General features: G+C 64.4%; 23 protein-coding genes and 1 riboswitch. Of the genes, 10 read left to right on the plus strand and 13 right to left on the minus strand.

Annotation, left to right across the window (positions count from 1 at the left end; genetic code table 11):
• Window positions 1-202: 202 nt before the first annotated feature.
• The gene (locus EPK82_RS02285) at window positions 203-1,045 is read left to right on the plus strand and encodes a metal-dependent hydrolase (RefSeq protein WP_134675663.1); all 843 of its coding nucleotides are present in this window, start codon (window positions 203-205) and stop codon (window positions 1,043-1,045) included.
• A gap of 71 nt (window positions 1,046-1,116) precedes the next feature.
• On the opposite strand, the gene EPK82_RS02290 is transcribed toward EPK82_RS02285, so the two are convergent.
• Window positions 1,117-2,058: an alpha/beta fold hydrolase gene (locus EPK82_RS02290; protein ID WP_134675664.1), complete on the minus strand. Its 942-nt coding sequence runs from the start codon at window positions 2,056-2,058 to the stop codon at window positions 1,117-1,119.
• 86 nt (window positions 2,059-2,144) lie between these two features.
• Window positions 2,145-2,810: a TetR/AcrR family transcriptional regulator gene (locus tag EPK82_RS02295; RefSeq protein ID WP_037050912.1), complete on the minus strand. Its 666-nt coding sequence runs from the start codon at window positions 2,808-2,810 to the stop codon at window positions 2,145-2,147.
• Window positions 2,811-2,891: 81 nt separating this feature from the next.
• Here EPK82_RS02295 and EPK82_RS02300 point away from each other — a divergent pair, with 81 nt between their 5' ends.
• Window positions 2,892-3,752, plus strand: a complete 861-nt coding sequence (locus EPK82_RS02300) for a hypothetical protein (protein ID WP_134675665.1) — start codon at window positions 2,892-2,894, stop codon at window positions 3,750-3,752.
• Here EPK82_RS02300 and EPK82_RS02305 read toward each other — a convergent pair.
• The 4 genes from EPK82_RS02305 to EPK82_RS02320 form a co-directional block, all read right to left on the minus strand.
• A complete protein-coding gene (locus EPK82_RS02305; protein ID WP_134675666.1) occupies window positions 3,741-6,479 on the minus strand; it encodes a LuxR C-terminal-related transcriptional regulator in 2,739 nt (912 codons plus the stop codon). The two genes, EPK82_RS02300 and EPK82_RS02305, sit on opposite strands and share 12 nt — an antisense overlap.
• A gap of 140 nt (window positions 6,480-6,619) precedes the next feature.
• On the minus strand, window positions 6,620-7,993 hold the full coding sequence (locus tag EPK82_RS02310; protein ID WP_061241609.1) for a DUF1329 domain-containing protein: 1,374 nt from the start codon (window positions 7,991-7,993) through the stop codon (window positions 6,620-6,622).
• A 26-nt stretch (window positions 7,994-8,019) separates the two neighbouring features.
• Window positions 8,020-9,900: a DUF1302 domain-containing protein gene (locus EPK82_RS02315; RefSeq protein ID WP_134675667.1), complete on the minus strand. Its 1,881-nt coding sequence runs from the start codon at window positions 9,898-9,900 to the stop codon at window positions 8,020-8,022.
• A 217-nt stretch (window positions 9,901-10,117) separates the two neighbouring features.
• Entirely contained in the window at window positions 10,118-11,800 is a 1,683-nt protein-coding gene (locus EPK82_RS02320) for a fatty acid--CoA ligase (protein ID WP_134675668.1), read from the minus strand.
• Between the two features lie 190 nt (window positions 11,801-11,990).
• Between EPK82_RS02320 and EPK82_RS02325 the strand changes: the two genes are divergently transcribed.
• Window positions 11,991-13,166, plus strand: coding sequence for a thiolase family protein (locus tag EPK82_RS02325; RefSeq protein WP_047588054.1), 1,176 nt, complete (start codon window positions 11,991-11,993; stop codon window positions 13,164-13,166).
• Between the two features lie 45 nt (window positions 13,167-13,211).
• Here the strand turns inward: EPK82_RS02325 and EPK82_RS02330 are convergent, their stop codons facing one another.
• The gene (locus EPK82_RS02330) at window positions 13,212-13,841 is read right to left on the minus strand and encodes a LysE family translocator (protein ID WP_037050923.1); all 630 of its coding nucleotides are present in this window, start codon (window positions 13,839-13,841) and stop codon (window positions 13,212-13,214) included.
• A gap of 79 nt (window positions 13,842-13,920) precedes the next feature.
• Between EPK82_RS02330 and EPK82_RS02335 the strand changes: the two genes are divergently transcribed.
• From EPK82_RS02335 to EPK82_RS02350, 4 genes are all read left to right on the plus strand, one after another.
• Window positions 13,921-14,886, plus strand: a complete 966-nt coding sequence (locus tag EPK82_RS02335) for a 2-hydroxyacid dehydrogenase (RefSeq protein WP_134675669.1) — start codon at window positions 13,921-13,923, stop codon at window positions 14,884-14,886.
• 277 nt (window positions 14,887-15,163) lie between these two features.
• Window positions 15,164-16,159 carry a class I SAM-dependent methyltransferase gene (locus EPK82_RS02340; protein WP_134675670.1) on the plus strand — a complete coding sequence of 332 codons (996 nt, stop codon included), beginning with the start codon at window positions 15,164-15,166 and terminating at the stop codon, window positions 16,157-16,159.
• 36 nt (window positions 16,160-16,195) lie between these two features.
• Window positions 16,196-16,383, plus strand: a riboswitch (yybP-ykoY riboswitch).
• A 23-nt stretch (window positions 16,384-16,406) separates the two neighbouring features.
• A complete protein-coding gene (locus EPK82_RS02345; protein WP_037050928.1) occupies window positions 16,407-16,991 on the plus strand; it encodes a TMEM165/GDT1 family protein in 585 nt (194 codons plus the stop codon).
• Between the two features lie 197 nt (window positions 16,992-17,188).
• Window positions 17,189-17,632 carry an ester cyclase gene (locus EPK82_RS02350; protein ID WP_037051056.1) on the plus strand — a complete coding sequence of 148 codons (444 nt, stop codon included), beginning with the start codon at window positions 17,189-17,191 and terminating at the stop codon, window positions 17,630-17,632.
• A gap of 39 nt (window positions 17,633-17,671) precedes the next feature.
• On the opposite strand, the gene EPK82_RS02355 is transcribed toward EPK82_RS02350, so the two are convergent.
• On the minus strand, window positions 17,672-18,493 hold the full coding sequence (locus EPK82_RS02355; protein ID WP_134675671.1) for a M48 family metallopeptidase: 822 nt from the start codon (window positions 18,491-18,493) through the stop codon (window positions 17,672-17,674).
• Between the two features lie 194 nt (window positions 18,494-18,687).
• Here EPK82_RS02355 and EPK82_RS02360 point away from each other — a divergent pair, with 194 nt between their 5' ends.
• Window positions 18,688-20,838, plus strand: a complete 2,151-nt coding sequence (locus EPK82_RS02360; protein WP_134675672.1) for a methyl-accepting chemotaxis protein — start codon at window positions 18,688-18,690, stop codon at window positions 20,836-20,838.
• A 44-nt stretch (window positions 20,839-20,882) separates the two neighbouring features.
• Here the strand turns inward: EPK82_RS02360 and EPK82_RS02365 are convergent, their stop codons facing one another.
• From EPK82_RS02365 to EPK82_RS02375, 3 genes are read right to left on the minus strand one after another with little or no spacing between them, the layout of a single operon-like run.
• Window positions 20,883-21,500, minus strand: coding sequence for an SOS response-associated peptidase (locus EPK82_RS02365; protein WP_134675673.1), 618 nt, complete (start codon window positions 21,498-21,500; stop codon window positions 20,883-20,885).
• A 27-nt stretch (window positions 21,501-21,527) separates the two neighbouring features.
• Complete coding sequence (locus EPK82_RS02370) at window positions 21,528-21,788, minus strand: putative signal transducing protein (protein ID WP_037050940.1); 261 nt, start codon at window positions 21,786-21,788, stop codon at window positions 21,528-21,530.
• Window positions 21,788-21,970: a CPXCG motif-containing cysteine-rich protein gene (locus EPK82_RS02375; protein ID WP_037050941.1), complete on the minus strand. Its 183-nt coding sequence runs from the start codon at window positions 21,968-21,970 to the stop codon at window positions 21,788-21,790. The genes EPK82_RS02370 and EPK82_RS02375 overlap by 1 nt, the downstream gene beginning before the upstream one ends.
• 100 nt (window positions 21,971-22,070) lie before the next feature.
• Between EPK82_RS02375 and EPK82_RS02380 the strand changes: the two genes are divergently transcribed.
• Entirely contained in the window at window positions 22,071-23,234 is a 1,164-nt protein-coding gene (locus EPK82_RS02380) for a 1-acyl-sn-glycerol-3-phosphate acyltransferase (RefSeq protein WP_134675674.1), read from the plus strand.
• 58 nt (window positions 23,235-23,292) lie between these two features.
• Here the strand turns inward: EPK82_RS02380 and EPK82_RS02385 are convergent, their stop codons facing one another.
• Entirely contained in the window at window positions 23,293-23,565 is a 273-nt protein-coding gene (locus EPK82_RS02385) for a hypothetical protein (protein ID WP_037050946.1), read from the minus strand.
• A gap of 272 nt (window positions 23,566-23,837) precedes the next feature.
• On the opposite strand from EPK82_RS02385, the gene EPK82_RS02390 reads away from it, so the two are divergent.
• Window positions 23,838-24,044 carry a hypothetical protein gene (locus EPK82_RS02390; protein ID WP_037050948.1) on the plus strand — a complete coding sequence of 69 codons (207 nt, stop codon included), beginning with the start codon at window positions 23,838-23,840 and terminating at the stop codon, window positions 24,042-24,044.
• Window positions 24,045-24,104: 60 nt separating this feature from the next.
• Here the strand turns inward: EPK82_RS02390 and EPK82_RS02395 are convergent, their stop codons facing one another.
• A complete protein-coding gene (locus EPK82_RS02395; protein WP_037050950.1) occupies window positions 24,105-24,689 on the minus strand; it encodes a YajG family lipoprotein in 585 nt (194 codons plus the stop codon).
• Window positions 24,690-24,772: the final 83 nt, after the last annotated feature.

Below are 24,772 nucleotides of genomic sequence, written 5' to 3' on the forward strand. Positions count from 1 at the left end.
TCCGGCGACTGGCCGTAAATGACCGTCCTGAACGCAGACCTTAACCCAGCACATCGCTGTTCGCGGCCGCACTGCCCCCCTAACTTTCTGCTGGAAAAACGCACTGGCCAGATATGACTGTCACCTTGGCTGTTACGAACCTGTGACGAGCCGCGCATGGCGCTCATAGTGGACGCCAGTCAAACAGCGCAATGGAGCCCTCATGGCCAGCACCACACCGGAAGGATTGCAGATTCGCCCCAGACACATGGACTTCGATCTGCCCAACCCGCTGCCGCGCCACTGGAACGGCGGCGACGCCTTCAAGACCCACCTGTTCGATGCCATGTCGGTGTTGTTTCCCGACGGCGAACGCTTCTTCATCGATTCGGTGCGCCACTTCCGCGACCGCATCGACGACCCGGTGCTCAAGGAGCAGATTCGCGGCTTCATCGGCCAGGAGGGCCATCACAGCCGCGAGCACCTCGAGTACAGCCAGCGCCTGCGTGACCTGGGTTACAACGTCGAGCGCATCGAGAAGCGTGCCCGCGCGCGCATCCGCTACACGCAGAAGAAGTTCTCGCCGCAGCGGCAACTGGCGGCGACCGCCGCACTGGAACACATCACCGCAATCATGGCCGACGGCCTGCTGAGAAACGACGTGCAGATGGCCGACGCGCATCCGACCCTGGCCCGTCTCTGGCGCTGGCATGCGCTGGAGGAGACCGAGCACAAGGCCGTGGCCTTCGACGTCTACAACCAGGTGTGTGGCAGTCGCAAGCTGCTGCGACGGGCAATGCTCATGGGCACCTTCTTCTTCGTGCTCGATACCACCCGTGGCCTGGCGCACATGCTCAAGGTCGACGGCCTGCTGTGGAACTGGCGCGTATGGCGCGACGGCATCCGCTGGATGTGGGGCAAGGAAGGTGTTTTCCGCCCGTTGATCGGCACCTATCTGGACTTCTTCAAGGACGGTTTCCACCCCTGGGAGCATGACAATCTCGACCTGCTGCACGCCACCCGCGAAGAGTTCGACGGCAGCCCGCAGCAGGCCAGTGCCGCCTGAGGCGCTGCCGCAGCCAAGTGATGCGTGAAAAAGCCCGGCTCTGGCCGGGCTTTTTCATGTCCAGTGCGCGCTCAGCCCTTGAGGAACCTCATCGCATCGGCGGCGCTCTGCTCGGGAATTTCCTCCATGGGGATATGCCCGACGCCGGCATAGACCTTGACCTCGATCCCCGGCAGATCACGCTGCCACAGCGGCACGTGACGGGGCGAAATCCAGCGGTCGCGTTCGCCCCACATCAGCAAGGTCGGTGCCTGGATCTGCGCGACCCGCTCGGGCGTCGCGTGCAGCTCCTCCTTGTTGACCTTCAGCAGCACACGGAAGATATCCATCATGCCGCGGCGATTGCCCGGCCTGCGTGACAGGTCGTAGTAGCGATCGACCACACCGGGCTTGATACGCCCCGGCTCGCCATAGACCTCCTTGATGCCCTGGGCGATCAGCGCGCGCGGCATCCACATCGGCATGGCCAGGGTGGCGCCAGGCAACGCCGCGGCGGCAATCATCCAGGGCACCTTGCGCATGGGGTAGCCGGCCGGATCGATGAGCACCAGCTTGCCCACACGCTGCGGCTGGACCAGGGCGAAGTTCCAGGCGATGTAGCCGCCCAGGGAGTTGCCGGCGATATCGGCCTTCTCCACCTGCAAGTAATCGAGCAACAGGCCCAGCACGTGGATCATGCGCTCGGCCGAGTAGCGGCCATCACGTGCGGGCCCGGTCAGACCGAAGCCCGGCACGTCGAAGCGGATGATGCGGTAGTCGGGCGCGAATGCCTGCACCCAGGCGTCCCAGGTATGCAGCGAGGCGACCACGCCATGGATCATCACCAGCACCGGCTTGCCACGACTGCCCTCGTCCCGGTAATGGATGTTGAAGCCGTCGAGTTCGATGTAGCGTGAGCCCTGCTGCGCATTGCCGTAACGCTCCTTGAGGCGCTCCAGGGGCAAGGCGCCGAAGCCCAGGCGGGCGAAACCGGCAGCGAGCGGCGGTTGCAGGGACAGGCTGTTGGCGGTCATGCACGGTACCTCGATCTTGTTGTAGGTAACGTGCATCAGAGCATGAGTCGCGCTGCGTTAGTGCCCAACCTTGGGACTGTTCCCGCTCAGCATGGGCATAGCGACGCGATCAGCAGATCCCCCAGGACGGTCTTGGCCTGCTCGATCTCCACGCGGCTGGCGTTGCGCCCGAGCAGGTCGAGGGAGGCCGCCTCGAGCGCCCAGATCAGCGCCTGGTAAACCAGCGGATCGCGCGGTGCGAGCTCGGGCTCCAGACGCTCGACCAGCAGCCGCAGCATCTCCTGGTGCGCTCGCTGGCGATGGACCGCCAGCGGCGACTGCGCACGCAAGGCTTCCTCCTGCATCAGGCGAATGATCGGCCCGACCGCCAGGTGATAGTCGAAGAAGCGCCCGACCATCGCCCGCAACCACTCCTGCGGGCTCCCGGCGACCTGCTGCATCTCGCGAAAACGCGCGAGCAACAGCTGCACCGAAGTCTGGTAGATGCCTTCGAGCACCTGTGCCTTGTTGGCGAAGTACTTGTAGAAGGTTCGACGCGACACCTGCGCAGCGTCCAGCAGGTCGTTGACCGTCGCCTGCTCCACCCCCTTGCGGGCGAACACACCGATGGCCGCCAGCTGGATGTTGGTACGTTGCAGATGGCCGACCAGCGGCCCCTCGCCGCCTTCGCCCTGTTGCGAGGCTAGCGCGCCGTAACCGCCCAGGTCCTCGAATACCGCCCGTATCGCACCGTGCCCGGCCAACTCGTCCATGCCCCGTCCCAACCAAGGCGCGGGTGACGTGACCGCGCCAGCTGAGTACTCTGGAGCCGCCTTCAACCGCGGAAATCGAATGTGTCCCCGACCCTAGCACGTCGCCTGTCCTGGCCGCTGGCCATCCTTTTGCTGGTCTGGTTGTCGCCGGTTACGGCGGCCGAGCTGTTCTACCTCGGCCAGCGCATCCCGGATATCCACACCCCCTGGCGCAGTGGCGACTACCGGCAACTGCGCGAGGCGCTGGAGAAGATCGACGGGACGCAGGCCAATGCCTTGCCGCGTCGCAGTGGCGAATTCACCGGGCCGATCTACCAGCGCATGGTTTCCCCGGAGAATTTTCGCCCGCAGCTGAACATCTACGCGCCCCTGGAGCTGCGCCAGAACGAGGCACGCGAGGTGCTGTTCGAACTCAAGGAGCTGATGCGCCTGTACTTCGACTTCCGCGCCCGGCAACAACCCTACGCCGCCGAAGCGCTGGGGCTGATGACCTACTCGCTGCGCCAGCAGGCCATTCTCTTCACCCTCACCACCGAGTTCTGGATGACCCTGTCGCAGGGCGAGCAAAGCAACCCGGTGCGCCTGCAGGGCCTGCAGGAAACCAAGGCCGCAGCGGCCATGCTCGGCGGCAGCGCCCTGGACTACCTGGAGCTGACCCAGGCCTTCGGCCGCGACGAGCTGTTGCTCTACAGCGCCGAGCTGAGCCAGCAGCTACCCGAGCTGTTCGTGCATCTGCCGGTCGAGGTGCAGGCACAACTGCTGGCCCGCCTCGAAGGCCTGGCCAGCGGGCATCGCTACCCGCAGGTGCGGCAGGACATGAGCACCTTGCTACCGGTCCTGCAGATGATCCACCAGGACGTGCAGACCCAGCTGGCGCAACCGGCAAAACCGGCGAAGAAGGCGCCCAGCCTGGACCTGTCGGCGCCGGACTCAGTGCAGTAGGCCAAGGCCCTTGGCGCGGGCGACCGCCTGGGTACGCCGCTCGACCCCGAGCTTGCTGTTGATGTGGCGGGCGTGCGTCTTGACGGTGTGCAGGGAGATGAACAGCCGCTCGCTGATTTCCTGGTTCGAGCAACCACGCGCGATCAGCTGCAGCACGGCCAGCTCGCGGCTGCTGAGCTTTTCCGCCAACGGCTCCTGCTCCAGCTCGGGCTCGACGACGAACTGCGCCGCCACCGGCAACTGGGCCAGCAACTCGTCACACAGCGGGCTGGGCGGACGCGCCAGCAAGCGCTCGCGCAACCAGTGCGGCTGATGCTGCAGTAGCTCGACGAACGGCAGCAACGCCCCGCCCTGAGCGGCATCCAGGCAGCTATCTAGCTGTTGCTGCGCCTCGCGCTCACGCCCGGTCTGCTTCAACAGTTGCGCCAGCTGCGCCTGCGCCATCAGACCAACCAGTTGCCCGCCCAGCCCCTGGGCACGCTGCGGCAACGCTCGCAAGCGCCGCTCGGCGTTGTCCACGGCGCCCTGCAGACGCTCCAGCGCGGCGTGCTGCAGGTCGATGTGCATGGCGAGCTGCGGGTGGAACTCCGGCGCCAACGCCCGCCCCTGATCGCCGTAGGTTTCCGCAAGCTGTGGCAGCCAGGCTGCGGCCAGTTCGACCTGGCCCTGACGCAGCCACAGCTCACACTTGATCAGCGTGATCATCGCCAGGTAGTAGATCGCAGGCACATCCCAGACATGCATCAGACGCTCGGCCTCGCCGAGCAGGGCAAATGCCTCGGCAGGACGCTCCTCGCGCCCTTCCAGGCAGGCCAGCACGCAATAGCCGATCAGCACGCCGACATCACGACAGGCACGGGCCTCGGCGATGCCCGCACGTAGATGCTCGGCCGCCCGGGCATCCAGACGCAGGCTGAGCAGATAGCCCTCGTACAGGGTCAGCCGCGCACGCACGGAATAGCTGCGCTGGGTCGGCAGCCGCTGCACCAGCAGCAAGCCCTGATGCACTTCGTCCTGCGCTCGCAACACCTCACCACGGGCCTGCAGTACGCGGGCACGCTCGTAATGCGCGAGGGCCTCGAACAACGGGTTGCCGATACGCTGCGCCAGCTCCAGCGCATCGCGATTCAGTCCCCGCGCACGCCACAGGTCGCCATGCACCATGGCCAGGTTGGACAGCGCCGACAGGCACAGGAAATGCGGACCGTAGCGTTCGCCAGGCAGACAGGCCTGGGCTTCGCTGCACTGCCGCTCGGCCCGTGCCCCATCGCCACGGCCACGGGCGATCACGCCATCGAGGGCCTGCCACTGCGCCAGCAGGCTGCACTGGCTGGCCGCATCGGCAGCGGGCAGGAATCGCCCGAGCTGCTCGAGCAACTCCTGCGCCGCATCCAGCTGACAGGCCAGCGCCAGGGCCCAGCCATAGAGCATGATCAGTCGTGGGGTACTGGCCAGCAGGTCGTCCGGCAGGTTGGTTTTCCAGCGCAGCAGCATGGCGACGTTCTGCTCGGCGAGCATCTTCTCTTCCGAGAGGTTCTGCACCAGGCTGGCCGCCACATCAGCCTGACCGGCCACCAGGGCCTGCTCGATGGCAGAGTCCAGCATGCCCTGCGCGGCGAACCAGCGGCAGGCACGCAGATGCGCACCGCCACGCGAAGCATTCGAGCCATCCGCGGCACGCGCATTGAGCAGGTCGGAGAACAGGTGGTGGTAACGAAACCAGTTGCCCTGCTCGTCGAGCGGCACCAGGAAGACCTGATTGGCCTGCAACTGGCGGATGATCGCAGCGCTGTCGTGGCTGTCGCGCACCGCATCGCACAGATCGGCGCAGAAGCGCTCGAGGCACGCGGTGTCGTAAAGGAACTGCTGCACCTCGGCGGGCTGGCGCTCGATCACCTCTTCGAGCAGGTATTCGCGGATCAGCCCCTCACCGCCGTGCAGCTGCAGACAGGCTCCCGCCCCCAGCTCCTCGGAAGCCAGCAGCCAGAGGCGCAGGCCGGCGATCCAGCCCTCGCTGCGCTGCAGGATACCGGCCACCTGCTGCCGCTCCAGGCGCGTGCCCTGGCTCGCCAGCAATGCATCCAGCTCCGCTGCGGTGAGGCGCAGATCCTGCTCGTTGAGTTCGAGCAACTGCCGCGACAGGCGCAGGCGCGCCAGGTGCCAGTCGGGTCGCTGACGACTGGTGACCAGCAGCAGCACACCGGGCGGCAGGTGATTGAGGAAGAACTGCAGGCAGCGATCGAGAACCGGCCCTTGCGCCAGGTGATAATCGTCCAGCACCAGCAGCAGCGGCTGGCCATCGTCCAGTTGCCGAGTCAGTTCATCGAGCAGGCCGTCGAGCCACTGTTCGAAGGCGAAGGGCTGATGGCGCTGGCGCATTTTCAGCAGGCCAAGGGCGTCCTCGCCAAGGCCCGGGTACGACTGCTGCAGGCCTTGCAACAGCCGTTCGAGGAAGCGCCCGGGATCACGATCCCGCTCGCTCAGGCCCAGCCAGAGGCTGCGCCAGTGATTCGGCAGGCGTTCGCAGAATTCGATCGCCAGCGAGCTCTTGCCAAAGCCGGCAGGCGCGCTGACCAGCAGGAGGCGTCCTTGCAGTCCTTCCTCGAGGCGCTCGCACAGCCTGGGCCTGGGCATGTGCCCGGCCGGCAGCGGTGGCCGATAGAAACGCGCCTCCGCCGGCGTAGCCGGTGCATAGGGGAAGGCTGGGGAGCGGGAAAGGTCTGTCATCGGCCGATTCTTGGAAGTCTTCTGTCTGGGGCTCGATCTGAGCTCAGCCTAGCGACTTGCAGTGGCCTTTAGAAGCGCTTGCTACAGTCCGTAACGAAAAAGCCGGCACAAGGCCGGCTTTTTCGTGGTGCGTGCAACTATCAGCGAACGCCCGCCTGGCGCAGGGCCGCTGGCGTGTAGTCGCTGCTGGAGGCCTTGTAGTTGAAGTCGTAGGCCTGTTTCTCCTCGTTCTTCATACCCAGGGCCAGGTAGCGACCGGACAGCAGGTCGTACAGCGCTTCCAGCGTGTACCACGGCACTTGCTTGTCGTAGTAGTACTGGGCATGCGCCTCGGCTACGCGCCACAGGGTGCCACGACCGTCGTAGTGGTCGATCAGCGCCGCTTGCCAGGTATCCTCGTCGAGGTAGAAGTCGCGCTTGGCATAGATGTGGCGCTCACCCTGCTTGAGGGTCGCGGTCACATGCCATACGCGGTGCAGCTCGTAGCGAGTCAGGTCCTGGTTGATGTGGCCAGCCTTGATGATGTCTTCGTACTTCAGGCTCGGCGAGTCCAGCTTGTAGGCGTTGTAGGGGATGTAGATCTCCTTCTTGCCTTCGAGCTTCCAGTCGTAACGGTCCGGCGCGCCGTTGTACATGTCGAAGTTGTCGGAGGTACGCAGGCCGTCAGCCGCAGTCCCCGGACCATCGTAGGACACCTGCGGGGCACGCCGCACACGACGCTGACCGGCGTTGTACAGCCACGCCAGACGCGGCTCCTTCACCTGGTTGAGGGTTTCGTGCACCAGCAGCACGTTACCCGCCAGGCGCGACGGAGCGGTCACGCGCTGCTTGAAGTAGAACAGGACGTTGCTTTCCTTGCTCGGGTCGAAGTCGGTCAGCGCGTCACGGAAGGTGAACTCGTCCTGGAAGTAGACCAGCGAGTAGGAACCGCTGGCCTGCGGGGTCGCCTGAGTGACCAGACGGCGCACGCTGCCACCGCGGTAGCGGGTGATGTGGTTCCAGATCGCTTCCAGGCCGTTCTGCGGAATCGGGAAGGGGTTGGCGGTCTGGAAGTTCTCCAGGCCGTTGCCACCCTCGACCATCTTGGTGTTGACCGCATTCTGCTTGGCCGCCTCGATCACCGCTGGTGGCAGGCTCGCCGAACGATGGCTCGGGTAGACCGGCATCTTGTAGCTGTCGGGGTAGCGCTTGAACATGGCCAGCTGGCCAGGCGTCAGCTTGTCCTTGTACTGGTCGACGTTCTGCGCGGTGATGGTGAACAGCGGCTGCTCGTTGGCGAACGGGTCGGACAGGAAGCCCTTGCCGTCGACGGTGCCGGCATTGGCCGGCAGGCCGCCGGTCCAGGCCGGAATCGAGCCATCGGCATTACCGGCCATCTCGGCGCCAACCGGGGTCAGCGTGTTACCCAGCTTCGCCGCCTCGTCCGGCGACACCGCCGCCATCACGCTGGTGGCCAGCAGAGACAGGGTCAGGATGCCGCTTTGCCACAGTTTTTTTGTTGTTTTCGTTTGCATCTTCATTCCTCGAAATTCCTGGCCGCTTAGAAGTTCACGCCGAAGCTGAGCGCAACGAAGTCACGGTCAATTGCAGTGTTGTATTTGCCACCGAAGAAATCGGTATAGGACAGACTGGCCGTGTACATATTCTGGTACTCGGCATCCAGCCCCAGGCTGACGGCTTTAGCCCCCTCATTGAACAGGCCATTAGGACCGTAGCCGTTCACGTCATGCGACCAGGAAACACTGGGCTTGAGGTTCACACCGGCGAAAACGTCCGGATAGTCCCAGATTGCGCGCGCACGGTATCCCCAGGAGGTGCTGGTTACAAAGCCGTCATCTTCACAGTACTTGCTGACATTCTCGGCACTGGCGCTGCCCAGGGTGCTGGTGTTCAGCGCACGGCAGGTATTGACAGGCCCAGTTGCAGGCAGAGGACCTGGGCCAAATACCGGGTCACGGCCATAACGCAGGTCATTTGAGTTCTCCAAGCCTCCGACGTGCACCACACCGATCTCACCGACCAGAGTCAGGCGGCTTGCGCCCATTACCTGATCGAAGAAGTGAGTGAAGGTGGTCTGGAACTGGGTGATTTCTTTACGGCGGTAGCCATTGACCTCATCACCAGGCTGCCCGTCGATCAGGGACGCATTGGGGAAGATGGAGACCCCGAGCGGACGAACACCCGCAAACAGGATATCGGTAGTGTTCAGCAGAACAGGCGCATTGGGTCGGTAGCTGATTTCACCGCTCCAGGCAGTACCGGTAGGCAGAGTGGTCGAGAAACTCAGGCCATAAAGGCGGATATCTTCCGGGTACTCGAGGAAGTAGGTGGAGTTACCGGCCACCACCAGCGGTGCCGCCGCACCTGTAAGCCCTGCGGTGGCATAAACGTCAGCACCCGGGGCGGCGGCGCTGAACGCCGGCGTGCGGCTGTGGTAATTCATGAAGTAGAGGCCGAATTCGGTATCCAGCTCCTCAGCGAAATAGCGGAAGGCCGCGCCCCACTGACCGCTGTCACGAGCGTCTCTATCACCGCTGCGTCGAACCAGCACGCCCTCGGAGTTCTGGTCGATCACCAGGTCCGGGCGTCCAAGAAGATTGGTCAGTGCGTTGTTGACCGACGCGCCGGCTGCCAGGTTGTTGCTCAGTACTCGCAGATTGTTGTCGCAACCATCGGCAATGATGTCTGGCTGGGCAAAGAAGGTGCCGCAGTTGTCGACGACCGTCTGATCCCATTCCAGTTGGTAGAAAAGCTCAGCCGACAAGTTGTCGGTCAGGCTTTGCGACACGTAGAACATGTTGACCGGAATCAGGCCTTCCTTGATTTCCGCGCCAGGACGGCGGAATGCAGCCGCATCAATCGGGTTGATGGAGTTGATGCTGTTCTGGATGAAGGTACTTTCACCCCAGCTCACCACCTGCTTACCCAGGCGCACCGAACCCGGCTGGTTACCGATCGTGTAGTTGTGATAGATGAATGCGTCGAGGATTTCGGCACCGGAGGCCTGCGCGGCGGTTTTCCGGTTGCTGTCGTCGATGTCCTTGAACAGGCGGCTCTCGTCCTTCAGCTCGAAGTCGTACCAGTACTTGCCTCGAACGAATACCCCGGTGTCTCCGTACTTCAGTTCGAGATCATGGATACCTTTGAAGATCTTCGAGAAGGTCTCGCCTTTCTTGAAGTTGAGATGACTGTCGTCGGTGGTCTGGGACAGGCCATCACCACCGTTGTTCACGCCGATCAGGTCCTTGTCGGCTCCGCGTACGGACCAGCTGGCACCCACAGACAGCGACGAATCGAACTGACCTTCGATCTCACCGATATTGAAAGTGACGCCGAATGCCGGAGCGGCAAGGGTGGAAGCGAGGCTGACGGCCAGCGGAAGTTTCGCCAAACGCCAGTAGGGTTTTGTTCTTGTTGTCATCGACGCTACTCCATGTGTTTTTTGTTATGGATGCTTGGACTATAGCCAGCGGGTACTACTGCTTGATCCCTCGAAAGTGTGATTTGCAGTCCCCAGGCACTCTGGCTCGCAGGTTTCACGTCCTGCGCCTAGCCAAGCATGGACGCGAAACAGCAATTAGCAAGCCAAACGCTTGTTTGACCGGGCGGTCACTTTCACCGCCCAGCCAGTGCGCCGCTCACAACGTGGAGAGAAATGCGCTGCCCGCCTCCTGCCACTGGGCGATTTCGACGCGAATACGCTTCTTGTCCAGTTTGCCGACGCTGGTCTTGGGAATTTCGGTAACAAGGGCGATCTGCGAAGGAATGGCCCACTTGTTGATGTGCCCCTGCTCGACGAAAGGCTTGAGGTGCTCCTTCAGCCCCTTGGCATCCAGCGCCTCGCCGTCACGCACCACCAGCAGGGCGAACGGCCGCTCGCCCCACTGCGGATCGGGCACGCCCACCACCGCCACTTCGCGCACGGCAGCGTGACGACTGATCAGGTCTTCCAGTTCGAGCGAGGAAATCCACTCGCCACCGGTCTTGATCACGTCCTTGATGCGGTCGCGAATCTCGATGAAACCCATGCCATCGATGGTCGCCACATCCCCCGTGTGCAGCCAGCCGTGGGCCCAGAGCTCCTCGCCTTTCTCCGGTTCGCGGAAGTACCCCTGGGTCAGCCACGGCGCACGCAGCACCAGCTCACCCTGCGCCTCGCCGTCGCTCGGCAACAGCTTGCCCTCATCGTCCATGATCGCGGCTTCCACCAGCGGCACCGGGATACCGGCCTTGATGCGGTACGCCGTGCGCTCATCCTCGCTGCCCGCACGCAGCTCCTCGTTGAGGTAGGCGCAAGAGATCAGCGGACAGGTCTCCGACATGCCATAGGCGGCCGTCAGCTGGATGCCGCGCGCCTTGGCCGCCTCGTACAGCGAACGGTTGAGCGCACTGCCACCGATGATCATCTTCATGCCACCGAAGTCATGCCCTTGCGCCCCCGGTGCGCCCAGCACCATCTGCAGGATGGTCGGCACGCAGTGGGAGAAGCTGACCTTCTCCTCCTTGATCAGGCGGCAGAGCATGTCCGGCTCGTAGCGGCCGGGGTACACCTGCTTGACCCCGAGCATGGTCGCCACGTAGGGCACACCCCAGGCATGCACGTGGAACATCGGCGTGATCGGCATGTAGACGTCGTCATTGCCCAGCAGGCGAATGCTGTCCAGCCCCCCCATGGTGGCGGCCATGGACAGGGTGTGCAGCACCAGTTGGCGGTGGGTGAAGTACACCCCCTTGGGGTTGCCGGTGGTGCCGGTGGTGTAGAAGGTCGTGGCCACCGAGTTCTCGTCGAAGTCGGCGAAGTCGTAGCGGGGGCAGGCGGCGGACAGCAGGCTTTCGTACTCGCCGACGAGCCCTGGCAGCTCGGCACTGCGCTCATCGCCATCGGTCAGCAGCAAGGTCTTCTCGACGGTGGTCAGCTGCCCGGCAATGCCGTTGTAGAGGGCGACGAATTCGCTGTTGACCAGCACGAAGCGGTCTTCGGCATGGTTCATGGTGTAGAGGATCTGGTCCGGCGACAGGCGGATATTGATGGTGTGCAGCACCGCGCCGAGCATGGGGATGGCGAACATGCACTCCAGGTAACGGTGGCTGTCCCAGTCCATCACCGCCACGGTGTCACCGGGCTTGACCCCTGCCTCGCTGAGCACGTTGGCCAGACGCGCGACCCGCTCGTTGAAGGTCGCGTAGCTGTAGCGCAGCTTGTCGCGATAGACGATCTCGCGGGTTTTCTCGTAGCGGCTGCCGGACAGCAGCAGGCGCTTGATCAGCAGCGGATAGGCGTGAGCGTTTTCAGCGGGAGGGATCAGTCGAGTCTGCAGCATGAAGTCACCTTGAGGCACGCTAGGGTTTGGTATCCAGCGACTCTAGAACGGTGCCTGTACAGGGAAATCAGCCCAAAGAATGATTTGCCGCGTGACCCTATTTAGAATCCTGGTCACGAGTTAGAATCGACACCACGCAAACGTATAAAAACAGACTTTACCAAGCCCCATCTTCGTTCGAGGTAACACCATGTCCGATATCGTCATCGTCAGCGGCGCCCGCACCCCAATGGGCGGTTTCCAAGGCAGCCTGGCCAGCGTAGCAGCCGTCGACCTGGGCGCGGCCGCCATTCGCGAAGCGGTCAAGCGCGCCGGGATCGAGGCGGCCGACGTGCAGGAAGTGATCATGGGTTGCGTCCTGCCTGCCGGTCTCAAGCAGGGCCCGGCGCGCCAGGCGTCGCTCAATGCCGGTCTGCCGGCGGCCACCGGCTGCACCACCATCAACAAGCTGTGCGGCTCGGGCATGAAGGCCGTGATGATGGCGTTCGACTCGCTGAAGGCCGGCAGCAACCAGGTGATGATCGCCGGCGGCATGGAGAGCATGTCCAACGCGCCGTACGTCCTGGAGAAGGCCCGCACTGGCTTGCGCATGGGTCATGGCGAGATCAAGGATCACATGTTCCTCGATGGCCTGGAGGACGCCCGTACCGGCCGCCTGATGGGCTCCTTCGCCCAGGAGACCGCAGACCAGTACGGCATCACCCGCGAGGAGATGGACGCCTACGCCATCGAATCGCTGCGCCGTGCCCAGGCCGCGATCCACGACGGTTCGCTGGCGAACGAGATCGTGCCGGTCACCGTGACCTCGCGCAAAGGCGAGGTGATCGTGAAGGACGACGAACAGCCGCTGACCGCCAACCTGGACAAGATCCCCGCGCTGAAGCCCGCCTTCAAGAAGGACGGCACCATCACCGCGGCCAACGCCAGCTCGATCTCCGACGGCGCCAGCGCGCTGCTGCTGATGACTGCCGAAGAAGCGGCTAGACGCGGCCTCAAGCCGCTGGCCAGGGTCGTGGCCCACGCCACCCAGAGCCAGGACCCGAGCGAGTTCACCCTGGCCCCTATCGGTGCGATGAGCAACCTGCTGAAGAAGACCGGCTGGAACAAGGACGAAATCGATCTGTTCGAGATCAACGAAGCCTTCGCCATGGTGACCATGCTGGCGATGCGCGAACACGGCCTGGATCACGCCAAGGTCAACGTCTTCGGCGGTGCCTGCGCCCAGGGACACCCCGTCGGCTCGACCGGCTCGCGCATCATCCTCACCCTGATCAACGCCCTGCAGGCGAAGGGCGGCAAGCGTGGCGTCGCCTCGCTGTGCATCGGCGGCGGCGAGGCCACAGCCGTCGCCATCGAACTGCTGTAACCCCGCCCCTCAAGAAAAAGCCCCGCAACTGCGGGGCTTTTTCGTTCAGCGCATCTCGGTGAACGCCAGCTTCACGCCGATACCGACCAGCACCGCGCCCATCAGTCGATCGAACCAGTGGCCCATGCGTGCGAACCCCGCGCGCACCCGCTGCTGACTGAACAGCCAGGCCACCAGGCAGAACCAGAATGCGGTCGCCAGCGCCAGGTAGAGGCCATAGCCCGCCTGCACGGCGATCGGGGTATGCGGGTTGATCACCACGGTGAACAGCGAGAGGAAGAACAGCGTCGCCTTGGGGTTGAGCCCGTTGGTGACGAAGCCGGTGACGAACGCACCGCGCCCGCTGCGCTCGCCGGCGGCCAGGTTCAGTTCGGCACTGCCCGGTTCAGCCGGGCGGGCACGCAGAGCCTTGACCCCGATGTACAGCAGGTAGGCCGCCGCCAGCCACTTCAGCGCGTTGAACAGAACGATGGACTGCGACACGATCAGGCCGATGCCGAGCAGCGAATAGGTCACGTGCACCAGAATGCCGGTGCCCACGCCAAATGCCGTGAACAGCCCCGCACGGCGACCATAGCCGACGCTCTCGCGCACCACGATGGCGAAATCGGGGCCCGGGCTGGCCACCGCCAGCAGGTGGATCAGGGCGACGGTGAGAAATTCACTCCAGTACATGGCGGCTCCGCATCGGTGATGAAGGTCTGGTAGGCTCGCCAATCTACTCTTGCGACCCTCCTGCGAAAAGGTACAGCTGATGAGCAACAGCCCACGCGCCGTCTTCCTCGACCATGCTTCCCTCGACCTCGGCGACCTCGACATGCAGCCGATGCGACAGGCCTTCGCCGAGCTGACCCTGCATGCCCATACGGCGCCGGATCAGGTCGCCGAACGCCTGCAAGGTGCACAGGTTGCCATCAGCAACAAGGTGCCGCTGGACGCCGCCACATTCGACGCCTGCCCGGATCTGCGACTGGTCCTGGTCACCGCCACCGGTACCAACAACATCGACCTGAACGCCGCCAAGGCCCATGGCGTGACCGTCTGCAACTGCCAGGGCTACGGCACCCCCTCGGTGGCCCAGCACACGCTGATGCTGCTCCTGGCACTGGCCACGCGCCTGCCCGACTACCAGCGTGATATCGCGGCAGGTCGCTGGCAGCAGGCCAGCCAGTTCTGCCTGCTGGATCACCCCATCGTCGAACTCGAAGGCAAGACCCTGGGCATGCTTGGCCACGGCGAACTGGGGGGCGCGGTCGCCCGCCTGGCCGAAGCCTTCGGCATGCGTGTGGTGCTCGGCCAGCTACCCGGTCGCCCTCCGCGCGCCGACCGCCTGCCGCTGCACGAACTGCTGCCGCAGGTCGATGCACTGACCCTGCACTGCCCCCTCAACGAACAGACACGCAACCTGATCGGCGCAGCCGAACTGGCGCTGATGAAACCACGCGCCTTCCTGGTCAACACCGCACGCGGCGGCCTGGTGGATGAACAGGCACTGGCCGACGCACTGCGACGCGGCCACCTGGGCGGCGCGGCGACCGATGTCCTGCTGCAGGAACCGCCGAAGGACGGCAACCCGCTGCTGGCCACTGACATTCCCCGCCTGATCATCACCCCGCACAGTGCCTGGGGCAGCCAGGAAGCACGCCAGCGTATCGTCGGCCAGGTGGTGGAGAACGCCGCCGGCTTCTTCGCCGGTGCGCCGCTGCGAGTCGTCGGGTAACAGGCCGCTGAAAACGCAGGCGAGACGACAAGACAAGGCCCATGGCAGCCCCGCAAAAGCGGCCGAAACACCGCACAGCGGATTAGCCGCCACGGGCTGGCCCGAAGGGCGAACGTAGAGAGTGAGGAGCATTGGGCGCGCTTCGTTCGCCCCTTCCGGGCTGCGCTGAAGCCGGTTCGGCCTCTGGCTATGAGGCTGATGTCAACGCAGCAGTACCAACGTAGGTAGTTTTTCAACGAACTGGTAAGCTGCGCAGCTTTTTCAGGCAGGTGCCCCCATGGATCCGCGAAGCGAAGTTCTCCTGCGCCAGGCCGAGCTGTTCGATGGCCAGGTACTGCTGGCAGGCCTGCCGGCCGATGACTTGCTCGGCGCACTGCCGCAGGCCCGTGGCTGGAACTGGCACGCCGGTGACCAGGCGCTGCTCGCTGCACGCTTTCCGGGGCGCAGCCAGTTCGACACGCAGATGCCGGCGGGTGACTACCGCGCCGCGGTGCTGTTCCTGCCGAAGTCGCGAGAGCTCGCGGACTACCTGCTGCAGGCCCTGGCCGCACGGCTGGCCGGCAAACCGCTGTACCTGGTGGGAGAGAAACGCGGCGGCATCGAGCGCGCCGCGAAACAGCTGGCCGTCTTCGGCAAGCCGCGCAAGCTCGACAGCGCCCGGCACTGCCAACTTTGGTGCGCCACTGTCGAACAGGCACCGCAGCAGCCGGACCTGCAGGCGCTGGCACAGCGTTACCCGTTGCAACTGAGCGACGGCACCCTGGAGATCGTCACCCTGCCGGGGGTCTTCGCCCACGGTCGCCTCGACCGCGGCAGCGCCCTGCTGCTGGAGCACCTGCAGGACCTGCCCAGCGGCCACCTGCTGGACTTCGGTTGTGGCGCGGGCGTGCTGGGCGCTGCACTCAAGCGCCGCTACCCATCGAGCCAGGTGACCCTGCTCGACGTCGACGCCTTCGCCCTGGCCAGCAGCCGGCTGACGCTGGCGCACAACGGTCTCGAGGCCGAGGTCATTGCCGGCAGCGGGATCGAGTCCGCCCCCGAGGCACTGAGCGCCATCATCAGCAACCCGCCTTTCCATCAGGGCGTGCACACCGATTACCAGGCCAGCGAGAACCTGCTGCTCCAGGCCGGCCGTCACCTCGTCAAGGGTGGAGAGCTGCGCCTGGTCGCCAACAGCTTTCTCAAGTATCCGCCGTTGATCGAGCGCCACCTCGGTCCCTGCCGCACCCTGGCCGAGGCCGATGGTTTCCGCATCTACAGCGCACGCCGCTGAACGGAGTTGCTTCGAACGCGGCGCACGGGCACAATGGCGCCCGTCCTAGGGGAGTAGTCTCCCGCGAGCGCCCTGCTCGCCCGGTATGCGTCAACACACTTGCTCCGCAGAGCATGGCGCATGCGACCCAAGGTCTGCTCAGACAGACCTGCGGTTTGACAAGACCTATGACACGTACAACCTCACCCGGGGGCGGGAAGGTCGTTCGTGTCATAAGCCGTGTTGACCCGCCCCTTTAGGAAACCTGATGCTGGAATCCCTGTTCGTACCCACCCTGATCGTTGCCCTCGCCGAAATCGGCGACAAGACGCAGCTGCTCGCCTTGCTGCTGGCGGCACGCTTTCGCAAACCCTGGCCGATCATCTGGGGCATCGTCGTCGCCACCCTGGCCAATCACTTCGCGGCGGGCGCCATCGGCAACTGGGTCGCCAGCTTCTTCTCCCCGGCAACCCTGAGCTGGATCCTTGCCGCGAGCTTCGTCGCGGTGGCGGCCTGGACGCTGGTACCGGACAAGCTGGACGACGACGAAGAATCCGGCCTGAAGAAATACGGCCCCTTCCTCACCACCCTGATCGCCTTCTTCCTCGCCGAAATGGGGGACAAGACCCAGGTCGCCACGGTGATGCTGGCGGCACAATATCCGCACTTCATCCTGGTGGTCGCCGGCACGACCCTGGGCATGCTGCTGGCCAACGTGCCCGTGGTGCTGGCCGGCAACTTCGCCGCCGAGCGCCTGCCGCTGACGCTCATCCGTCGCCTGGCAGCCTGCGCGTTCGCCGCCCTGGCCATCTATGCCGGCTACCAGGCGCTGAAGCTCAGCGGGCTGATCTGACGCTTCCATGACGCCAGCGAACCGGCATTTCGGCCAATCCCATCGCCCCCTGGCCTGCTGCTAAAGTGCGCACCACGTCACGTAAAACAGCAGGCCGCTGAACCCGTGCGCGACCGGCGCACGCCAGGTGCGGAGCCGCCATGGGCGCCCCGGTCACCTGTTCAACGGCCAGCGGCGCCAGCAGCCGGGAGGGCAACATGTCATTGGATGATCGCAAGAAGGTGGTGTGCCAGCACATCGACCTGGTCTGGAACAGAGGCCGCCTGGCGCTGGCCGAGCAACTGCACTCGCGCGACTTTCTCTACAAGAGTTCGTTCGTCGGTCATCCACTCGACAGCGCCGGCTTCATCCAGATGGTGCAGGACATTCGCCACGCCATGCCCGACCTGCAGGTGGTCATCGAGGAATGCATCGCCGAGGGCTGCAAGGTGGTGACCTGGAGCACGCTGATCGGCACCATCCAGAAACCGGCACTGGGTTACCCGCCCAGCGACAAGGTACTGAGCATCTCGGCCATGGCGTTCTGGACCCTGAGCCCAGGCAACGAAATCCAGGAAATCTGCACCATGTTCGACATGGAAAGCTTCCGCTCCCAACTGGGCCTGCAGACCCGCTCCTTCGCCGAAAAAGCCCTCCCCTGAGAAGACCTGCGGCGTACCATGCACGCCGCAGCAGCTCTGTCAGCGCTTGGCCCGAGCCTGTTCGTACAGCGGCATCACCTTGGGAATGGCCGCCTGCAGCGACGCGATACGGCTACTGGACGACGGGTGCGTGCTCATGAACTCGGGGGGCGCACCACCGCCGGCAGCCGCCATCTTCTGCCACAGGCTGATAGCGGCATTCGGGTCATAGCCCGCACGGGCAGCCAGTTCCAGTCCGATCAGGTCGGCCTCGTTCTCGTTGCCCCGACTGTTGGGCAGGGTGAGGCTGTACTGCACCACCGTATCGGCCATCGCCAGGCTGCTTTCACCCAGCCCCAGCAGAGCGCCGGCGCCCTGCTTGGCCAGTTCGATACCGTACGCCTTGGACATGGCTTCGCGGCTGTGCTCGCGCAGCGCATGCGCCATCTCGTGGCCCATGATCGCGGCGATCTCGTCGTCGCTCAGCTTGAGCTGCTCGATGATGCCGCTGTAGAAGATGATCTTGCCGCCCGGCCCGCAGTTGGCGTTGAGCTCGGGGCTCTTGATCAGGTTGACCTCCCACTGCCAGTTGGCCGCATCCGGGCGAAAACGCGGCGCTTGCGGAATCAGGCGGTTGGCGATGGTCTGCAGGCGCCGGGCATTGGCGCTGCTCTTGTCCAGCGCGCCCTTGCTCGAAGCTTCGCTCAGCGTCTGCTGATAGGACTGCGCATACATCTGATTGACTTCATCAGCTGACAGCATGCTGAACATGTATTGCTTGCGCTCGACGCCGACGGCACCCGCGCTGGTGGTATTGACCGCCTGGCAAGCGGAAATCAGCAACGCGGCTGCCAGGCCACTCAGGTGAAGAACCTTGCTCATCGAGCCATCTCCTTGCATGGGCCGCCTATGCTAGGCCGCCCCGGATACTCGGGCAACCGCCGCACTTGCGTGATGGCCAAGGGCAATCTTTGCTGAATGCAGCACTGACGCAAAGGATCATGCCAGGTCACTAAGGTTTTGCCCTGTCACGGCCGATACAACGTGACAGCCGCACATTGCGCTCGGGAGCTCTCATGAAGTTCAAGTCGATCCAGTTTTCCGTCGCCTTTCTGGCCGGCACCAGCGTGCTGGCGGTCGTCGTGGCCCTGGTGCTCTATGCCCTGTTCGCCGGAGACCGGACCCAGACGCTGGTCCAGCAGCGCACCCAGACCCTGCTCGAACGCGTCATCGAACAGCGCCTTGGCGCCCTGGCGCAAGCGCAGGTCAGTGAGATTCAGCGCGAACTGGAAGTGCCCTTGCAGATCACCGCCGACCTGGCGCGGGTCAACGCCATGCTTGGCATGACCGACAGCAATGGCAGCCCCCTGCTCAGCATCAGCCGCGAGGAGCTGGCCAGCCTGGTGCATGAGACCACGGCCGCCAATCCGAAGCTGCTGGGCAGCTACATCGGCTGGGAACCGAACGCCTTCGATGCCAGCGACGACCTCTACGCCGGCAGCAAGGAGAACGGCTACGACGGCAGCGGACGCTTCCTGCCCTGGTGGTACCGCAACGCCGACGGCAGCCTCGGCGTCGATGCCATCGGCTCGACCGAGAGCGAAGAACTCCTGCCCACCGGCGTGCGAGCCGGCGAGTACTACCTCTGCCCCAAGGAGCGCAAGCGTCCCTGCGTGATCGATCCGGCCCCCTACGACGTCGGCGGCAAGATGACCATGCTTGCCTCGTTCACCGCGCCGATCCTGGTCAATGGCGAGTTTCGCGGCATCGCCGGTGCCGACCTGGCCGTCAACTTCATTCAGGAACTGCTGGTCAAGGCCGACTCGCAGCTGTATGACGGCGCCGGGGACATGGCACTGATCGCCAGCAACGGCCGTCTGGTCGCCTCGACCAAGGCGCCGGACAAACTCGGCGAACCGGCCACCGCGCTGCTCGATGCCAACGAGGTCAGCAACCTGGGCAAACTGCAACCCGGTCAGCCGCTCTACGCCATCGACGCCAAGGACGACCCGGACCACAGCCATATCGAACTGTTCCTCAGTTTCAACATCGGCCAGAGCGATGCGCGCTGGGTGATGATGGTGGTGCTGCCGCTGAAAGCGGTCATGGCCGACCTCTATCAACTGCAGGACGACCTGGCGAGCCAGCGCGACAGCGACACCCTGGGCATGACTCTGGTGGGCCTGCTGATCGCCGGCCTCGGTTTGCTGGTCATCTGGTTCGTGGGCTACGGCATTGCCCGCCCGCTGCGGCAGATGGTCGGCATGCTGGACGACATGGCCAAGGGCGACGGCGACCTGACGGTACGCCTGCAGGTGGAGCGTACCGACGAACTCGGCCAGATCGCCCAGGGCTTCAACGCCTTCCTGACCAAGCTGCAGGCGATGATCGCCTCCGTGGTGACCTCGGTGCAGCAGGTCAGCGACTCCTCCGAGCACACCGCCGATATCGCCATCCGCACCAACCAGGGCGTGCAGAAGCAGCTCGCCGAGATCGAGCTCGTGGCCACCGCCGTGCATGAGATGACCGCCACCGCCCAGGACGTCGCACGCAATGCCACCCACGCCGCCGAAGCGGCCAACCATGCCGACCGCGCGGCCAACCAGGGCAAGCAGGTCGTGCAGGAAACCTCGGCCGCCATCGCCGCGCTGGCCAGCGAAATCGGTCGCGCCGTGGGCGTGGTGCAGAACCTGGCCAAGGACAGCGAGAACATCAACGCCATCCTGGTCGCCATCCGTGGCATTGCCGAACAGACCAACCTGCTCGCGCTCAACGCCGCCATCGAGGCCGCCCGCGCAGGCGAGCAGGGTCGTGGCTTCGCCGTGGTCGCCGATGAGGTGCGCAACCTGGCGCAGAAGACCCAGCAGGCCACCGAAGAAATCCAGACCATGATCCAGCAGTTGCAGCAGGGCACCCGCGAAGTGGTCAAGGTGATGGAGCAGAGCCAGAGCAAGACCGACGACAGCGTGGAACACGCCAACCAGGCGGCCAGCTCGCTGGAAGACATCACCCAGGCGGTCTCGGTGATCAACGACATGAACACGCAGATCGCCAGCGCCGCCGAAGAACAGAGCGCCGTCGCCGAGGACATCAACCGCAACGTCACCAATATCGGTCAGGTCGCCAACGAAGTCGCCGGCGGGGCCGACGAAGCCAGCCAGGCCAGCGCCCAGTTGACCAAGCTGGCCGAGCAACAGCGCCGCCTGATCAATCAGTTCAGGGTCTAGTCGCGGTTATCGGCAGGGGCGCATGCCCCTGCCGAGGCGGCGCCTCAGGCTGGCGTCAGGCACTCCGGTGCATCCAGCTGCGGGTCGTTGACCAGCGTCGCCAGCGGACGCTCTCGCAACGCCACCGGGGATTTGGCCAGCAGCGCGGCCAACTGCTCGGCCGAGGCCTCGTCGCTCAACCACAGGGCCTGCTCGTGTTCATCGAGAATCAGCGGGCGCCGCAACGAGGCAGCGGCCTGGGTCACCAGCGCCACGCTCAGGTACTCGTGCCCGCCCACCGGGTAGATTTCCCACAGCGCCGCGAAATACATCAGCGGCTCGCCATTGGTCATCCAGTACGGGCGCTTGCGCGCCGCACCACGCCACTCGAAGAAGCCATTGGCCGGCAGCAGGCCGCGACGCTGACGAAAGGGCTCGCGGAACATCGGTTGCTCGGTCAGGGTTTCGGCCCGCGCATGCGCCGGCGTCTTCGACAGGTCCTTGAGCCAGGCCGGCGTCAGCCCCCAACGCGCCGGCGCCAGCACCCGGCCGCCCTCGCCGGCATGCATCAGCAGCACCTGAGCGTTTGGCGCGAAGTTCCAGTGCGGCTGCTGATCAGCGGGAAAACCTGGCAGCGCCGCAAAAGCGGGCGACCAGCGAAACAGGGCATAACGTCCACACATGAAACGGCTCGACAGGCAACGGGCGACTCAACACAGCAATTCGCCCTGGAAGGACTCCGGTTCGTCACCGGGCACGGGTTGTGCCGCATTGTACTCGGCGATCAGCGCCCGCGCCTGCTCGGCATCCTCGTTGCCGACCATCAGCCCGAGCAGACCGCACGCCGGCAGCTCACCCACCGCCCCCACCAGGTGCTGCCCCTGCAGATGCGCGCCGATGCCTTCGCTGGCCAGCATGTCCACCAGCAACTGGCCTTCCAGCATGTTCTCCGGTTCGTAGATTCGCTGCATCAGTCGTTTTCTCCCCGCACATCCAGCTGCCAGTCTTCGCCATCGGTGCGCAGCTCGAACTCGATGGGCCGGCAACACACCGGACAATCCTCGATATAGGACTGGTCCCCCGCCGACAGGTCGAGCACGGCTTCCACCGGCTCCCCGCAATAGGGGCAGATATAGGCCTCGGTTTCCAGCATCGCGGCCTCCTTGTGACTTGGCGGTATAATCACCGGTCTATTGCTGAGCCTGCCAGACAGGCTGTCGCTTTTAACCTTAGTCGTTCTAGATCAAGAGAGCATGATGGGCGCATTCGATGCCATCCGACCTTATGCCGACACAGAAGTGCGCCCCGTACTGGCGCGCCTGCTCGCCGACCCGGCGTTTCTCGGCACCCTCACCCGCTTTCGCTTTCCGCGATTGGCCGGTCCACTCGGCTGGCTGCTCAAGCCGCTGATCGCCGCGCGCCTGCGCAGCGAATTCGCCAGCGTCGACTCGGTGGCCAGGCTTCAGGAGAAGATCGAACCCTACATCGATCGCACCATTGAACATGCCAGCGACGGTATCAGCTACTCCGGCCTGGAGCACCTGCAGTCCGGCAAGCCCTACCTGTACCTGGCCAACCATCGCGACATCGTCATGGACCCGGCGTTCGTCAACTACGCCGTCTACCATGCCGGCCTGCAGACGCCGCGTATCGCCATCGGCGACAACCTGCTGCAGCGGCCCTTCGTCAGCGACCTGATGCGCCTGAACAAGAGTTTCATCGTGCATCGCTCGATCAGCGGACGCCGCGAGAAGCTGGCGGCGTATCAACTGCTCTCGGCCTACATCAACCACTCGATCCGCGAGGATGGCGAGTCGATCTGGATCGCCCAGGCCGAGGGGCGCGCCAAGGACGGTGACGACCGCACCGATTCGGCGATCCTCAAGATGTTCCACATGAGCCGCAAGGACGAGCCGTTCGCCGAGGTAATCGACTCGCTCAACCTGATCCCGGTCTCGATCAGCTACGAGTACGACCCCTGCGATCAGGCCAAGGCCCGCGAGCTGAGTATTCGTGCAGCCACCGGCAGCTACACCAAGGCCCCCGGCGAAGATGACAGCAGCATCGCGCTGGGCATCACCGGGTACAAGGGGCGGGTGCACCTGCACTTCGGCCCGCCGGTCGGCGGCCTGGAGGACACCAAGCAACTGGCCCAGGCGCTGGACCGTCACATCCTCGGCCAGTACCGCCTGTTCCCGGTGCACTACCTGGCATACGCCATGTGGGAAGGCCGCGAAGCCGAGCTGAACGTGCCCTCAGCCAGCGAGCTGTTTGCCAGCGCCGACCTGGCCAAGGCCGAAGCCGAGTGGAACAGGCGCCTTGCCGGCTGCAGCGAGGAGGAAAAACCCTACCTCATCCTGCAATACGCCAACCCGGTGCGAAACCAGTACCGGATCAAGGCCGGCCTGCCGCTCTAGGCCTGCAGAAATGCAAACGGCAGCCCGATGGCTGCCGTTCGCGTCTATCGCATGCCCCTCAGAGGCGCGTGCTGAACCAGGACAGCAGCAGGGCCGAGCCCAGGCAGGCTGCCCCGAAGCGATAGAAGAAGCGGTTGATGCGCAGCGTGCGCTCATCCTGATCCTGGACATCCAGTTCGCCGTCGGCGAGCACACGCGCCAGACCCCGCTGCTCACGTACGCGCGTCACCAGGCACAACCAGGCGCCCGCCACGGCGAAGAACAACGCCAGCGAATTCACCGCCCCGGCCGGATGAGCGAGAAACAGCGACCACAACACCTGCAGCGACATGCAACACCTCGAGTTCAGCATGGTGCAGCAACCCCGCCACCGCACCAGAATGGGGATTCGCGGCTGAGCACGGGCGCATTCCAGCCAATCAAAATCGTCGCGCAGTGTACTGAACTCGCGCCTTTATAAGGTTCGTTTCCGACGAACGCAGCGTGCTATCCCGAAATCGTCTGAAAACTGTCATCCGCCTGGCCTAAGGTTTGTATCTCTCAAGATGACCAAACAGTCACAGCTGTTCTTGGAGACTACCCCACGTCCTAGGAGGACCTGTCATGCTCAATCCCCAACCGCTGGATCGCGATTATCTGATCGACTCGCTGGATGAAGTGGATGCCGTGGTCGACGAACTTTCCTTCAACGTACAGGACCAGCACTGGCTGGTTTACTGCGCCCTTGGCGGTCACGAGCATTACGACCTGCCGGACATCGACAATCGTACCGGCATGAGCCTGCCGGAGCTTTACGACCAGGCGGCATGAACGCCCAGGACAAATGAAAACGCCCCGCAATGCGGGGCGTTTTCGTTGCAGGGGCCGTACTTACTGCAGCAGCACCTGGCCGATGGTCGGGTCCTTGAAGGCCCGCGTCAGCGCATCGCTGAGCACATCGCCGACCAGCTTGGTGTTGGTCTGCTGGTTCGGCGCGGTGCCGAAGCGCTGGTTGAGCGAAGCGCCATAACGGCCGGTGTAGCGACGGCTGCCGCCTTGCACATCGGCACGGATGGAGGCGGAGATGTCTGCCTCGGTCACGTACATGCCTTCCTTCGGCGACTGGTACTTCAGGTCCGCCAGGGTGATGGTCAGCTGCGGCGCGTTGTAGGCGTTGGCGGATGGGGTGAAACCGAGCAGGCGCACCGCCGCCTCGGCCTCGGCCTGCAGCTTGGGCAACAGGTTCTCGCCGCTGACGCTGATGGCGCTGGTCTCCGGGTACAGGCCACCGCGCGTGCCCAGTACCGGCGAGGACCGGCCATCGACCACACGCACGACCACCGGCTGACCCTGGCCCACCGGGGTCAGCGAGCTGGTGAGCTTGGGTTGCGGGGTGAGTTGCTGAGGGCTGAGGGCGCAACCCGCCAGCGTCAGGCTGGTGGCAGCAAGCAGGGCGATCAACGCACGGTGCAGCATGCTCATCTCTCCGAGTGAGGTAAAAGTGGCCAGCAGTATACTCAGCGCGGCCAGCGGCCAACAGTACTGAGACCCGAGCGGCG

It is taken from the genome of Ectopseudomonas khazarica (genome assembly GCF_004521985.1).
Lineage (GTDB): Bacteria > Pseudomonadota > Gammaproteobacteria > Pseudomonadales > Pseudomonadaceae > Aquipseudomonas > Aquipseudomonas khazarica.

Bases quoted from the DNA above. Each gene is read 5' to 3' on its own strand.
- EPK82_RS02390 (WP_037050948.1), top strand. From the start codon at position 23,838: ATGCTCAATCCCCAACCGCTGGATCGCGATTATCTGATCGACTCGCTG.
- EPK82_RS02365 (WP_134675673.1), bottom strand. From the start codon at position 21,500: ATGTGTGGACGTTATGCCCTGTTTCGCTGGTCGCCCGCTTTTGCGGCG.
- EPK82_RS02360 (WP_134675672.1), top strand. From the start codon at position 18,688: ATGAAGTTCAAGTCGATCCAGTTTTCCGTCGCCTTTCTGGCCGGCACC.
- EPK82_RS02380 (WP_134675674.1), top strand. From the start codon at position 22,071: ATGATGGGCGCATTCGATGCCATCCGACCTTATGCCGACACAGAAGTG.
- EPK82_RS02370 (WP_037050940.1), bottom strand. From the start codon at position 21,788: ATGCAGCGAATCTACGAACCGGAGAACATGCTGGAAGGCCAGTTGCTG.
- EPK82_RS02285 (WP_134675663.1), top strand. From the start codon at position 203: ATGGCCAGCACCACACCGGAAGGATTGCAGATTCGCCCCAGACACATG.
- EPK82_RS02340 (WP_134675670.1), top strand. From the start codon at position 15,164: ATGGATCCGCGAAGCGAAGTTCTCCTGCGCCAGGCCGAGCTGTTCGAT.
- EPK82_RS02335 (WP_134675669.1), top strand. From the start codon at position 13,921: ATGAGCAACAGCCCACGCGCCGTCTTCCTCGACCATGCTTCCCTCGAC.
- EPK82_RS02375 (WP_037050941.1), bottom strand. From the start codon at position 21,970: ATGCTGGAAACCGAGGCCTATATCTGCCCCTATTGCGGGGAGCCGGTG.
- EPK82_RS02345 (WP_037050928.1), top strand. From the start codon at position 16,407: ATGCTGGAATCCCTGTTCGTACCCACCCTGATCGTTGCCCTCGCCGAA.
- EPK82_RS02320 (WP_134675668.1), bottom strand. From the start codon at position 11,800: ATGCTGCAGACTCGACTGATCCCTCCCGCTGAAAACGCTCACGCCTAT.
- EPK82_RS02305 (WP_134675666.1), bottom strand. From the start codon at position 6,479: ATGACAGACCTTTCCCGCTCCCCAGCCTTCCCCTATGCACCGGCTACG.
- EPK82_RS02355 (WP_134675671.1), bottom strand. From the start codon at position 18,493: ATGAGCAAGGTTCTTCACCTGAGTGGCCTGGCAGCCGCGTTGCTGATT.
- EPK82_RS02395 (WP_037050950.1), bottom strand. From the start codon at position 24,689: ATGCTGCACCGTGCGTTGATCGCCCTGCTTGCTGCCACCAGCCTGACG.
- EPK82_RS02290 (WP_134675664.1), bottom strand. From the start codon at position 2,058: ATGACCGCCAACAGCCTGTCCCTGCAACCGCCGCTCGCTGCCGGTTTC.
- EPK82_RS02310 (WP_061241609.1), bottom strand. From the start codon at position 7,993: ATGCAAACGAAAACAACAAAAAAACTGTGGCAAAGCGGCATCCTGACC.
- EPK82_RS02295 (WP_037050912.1), bottom strand. From the start codon at position 2,810: ATGGACGAGTTGGCCGGGCACGGTGCGATACGGGCGGTATTCGAGGAC.
- EPK82_RS02385 (WP_037050946.1), bottom strand. From the start codon at position 23,565: ATGTCGCTGCAGGTGTTGTGGTCGCTGTTTCTCGCTCATCCGGCCGGG.
- EPK82_RS02315 (WP_134675667.1), bottom strand. From the start codon at position 9,900: ATGACAACAAGAACAAAACCCTACTGGCGTTTGGCGAAACTTCCGCTG.
- EPK82_RS02325 (WP_047588054.1), top strand. From the start codon at position 11,991: ATGTCCGATATCGTCATCGTCAGCGGCGCCCGCACCCCAATGGGCGGT.
- EPK82_RS02350 (WP_037051056.1), top strand. From the start codon at position 17,189: ATGTCATTGGATGATCGCAAGAAGGTGGTGTGCCAGCACATCGACCTG.
- EPK82_RS02330 (WP_037050923.1), bottom strand. From the start codon at position 13,841: ATGTACTGGAGTGAATTTCTCACCGTCGCCCTGATCCACCTGCTGGCG.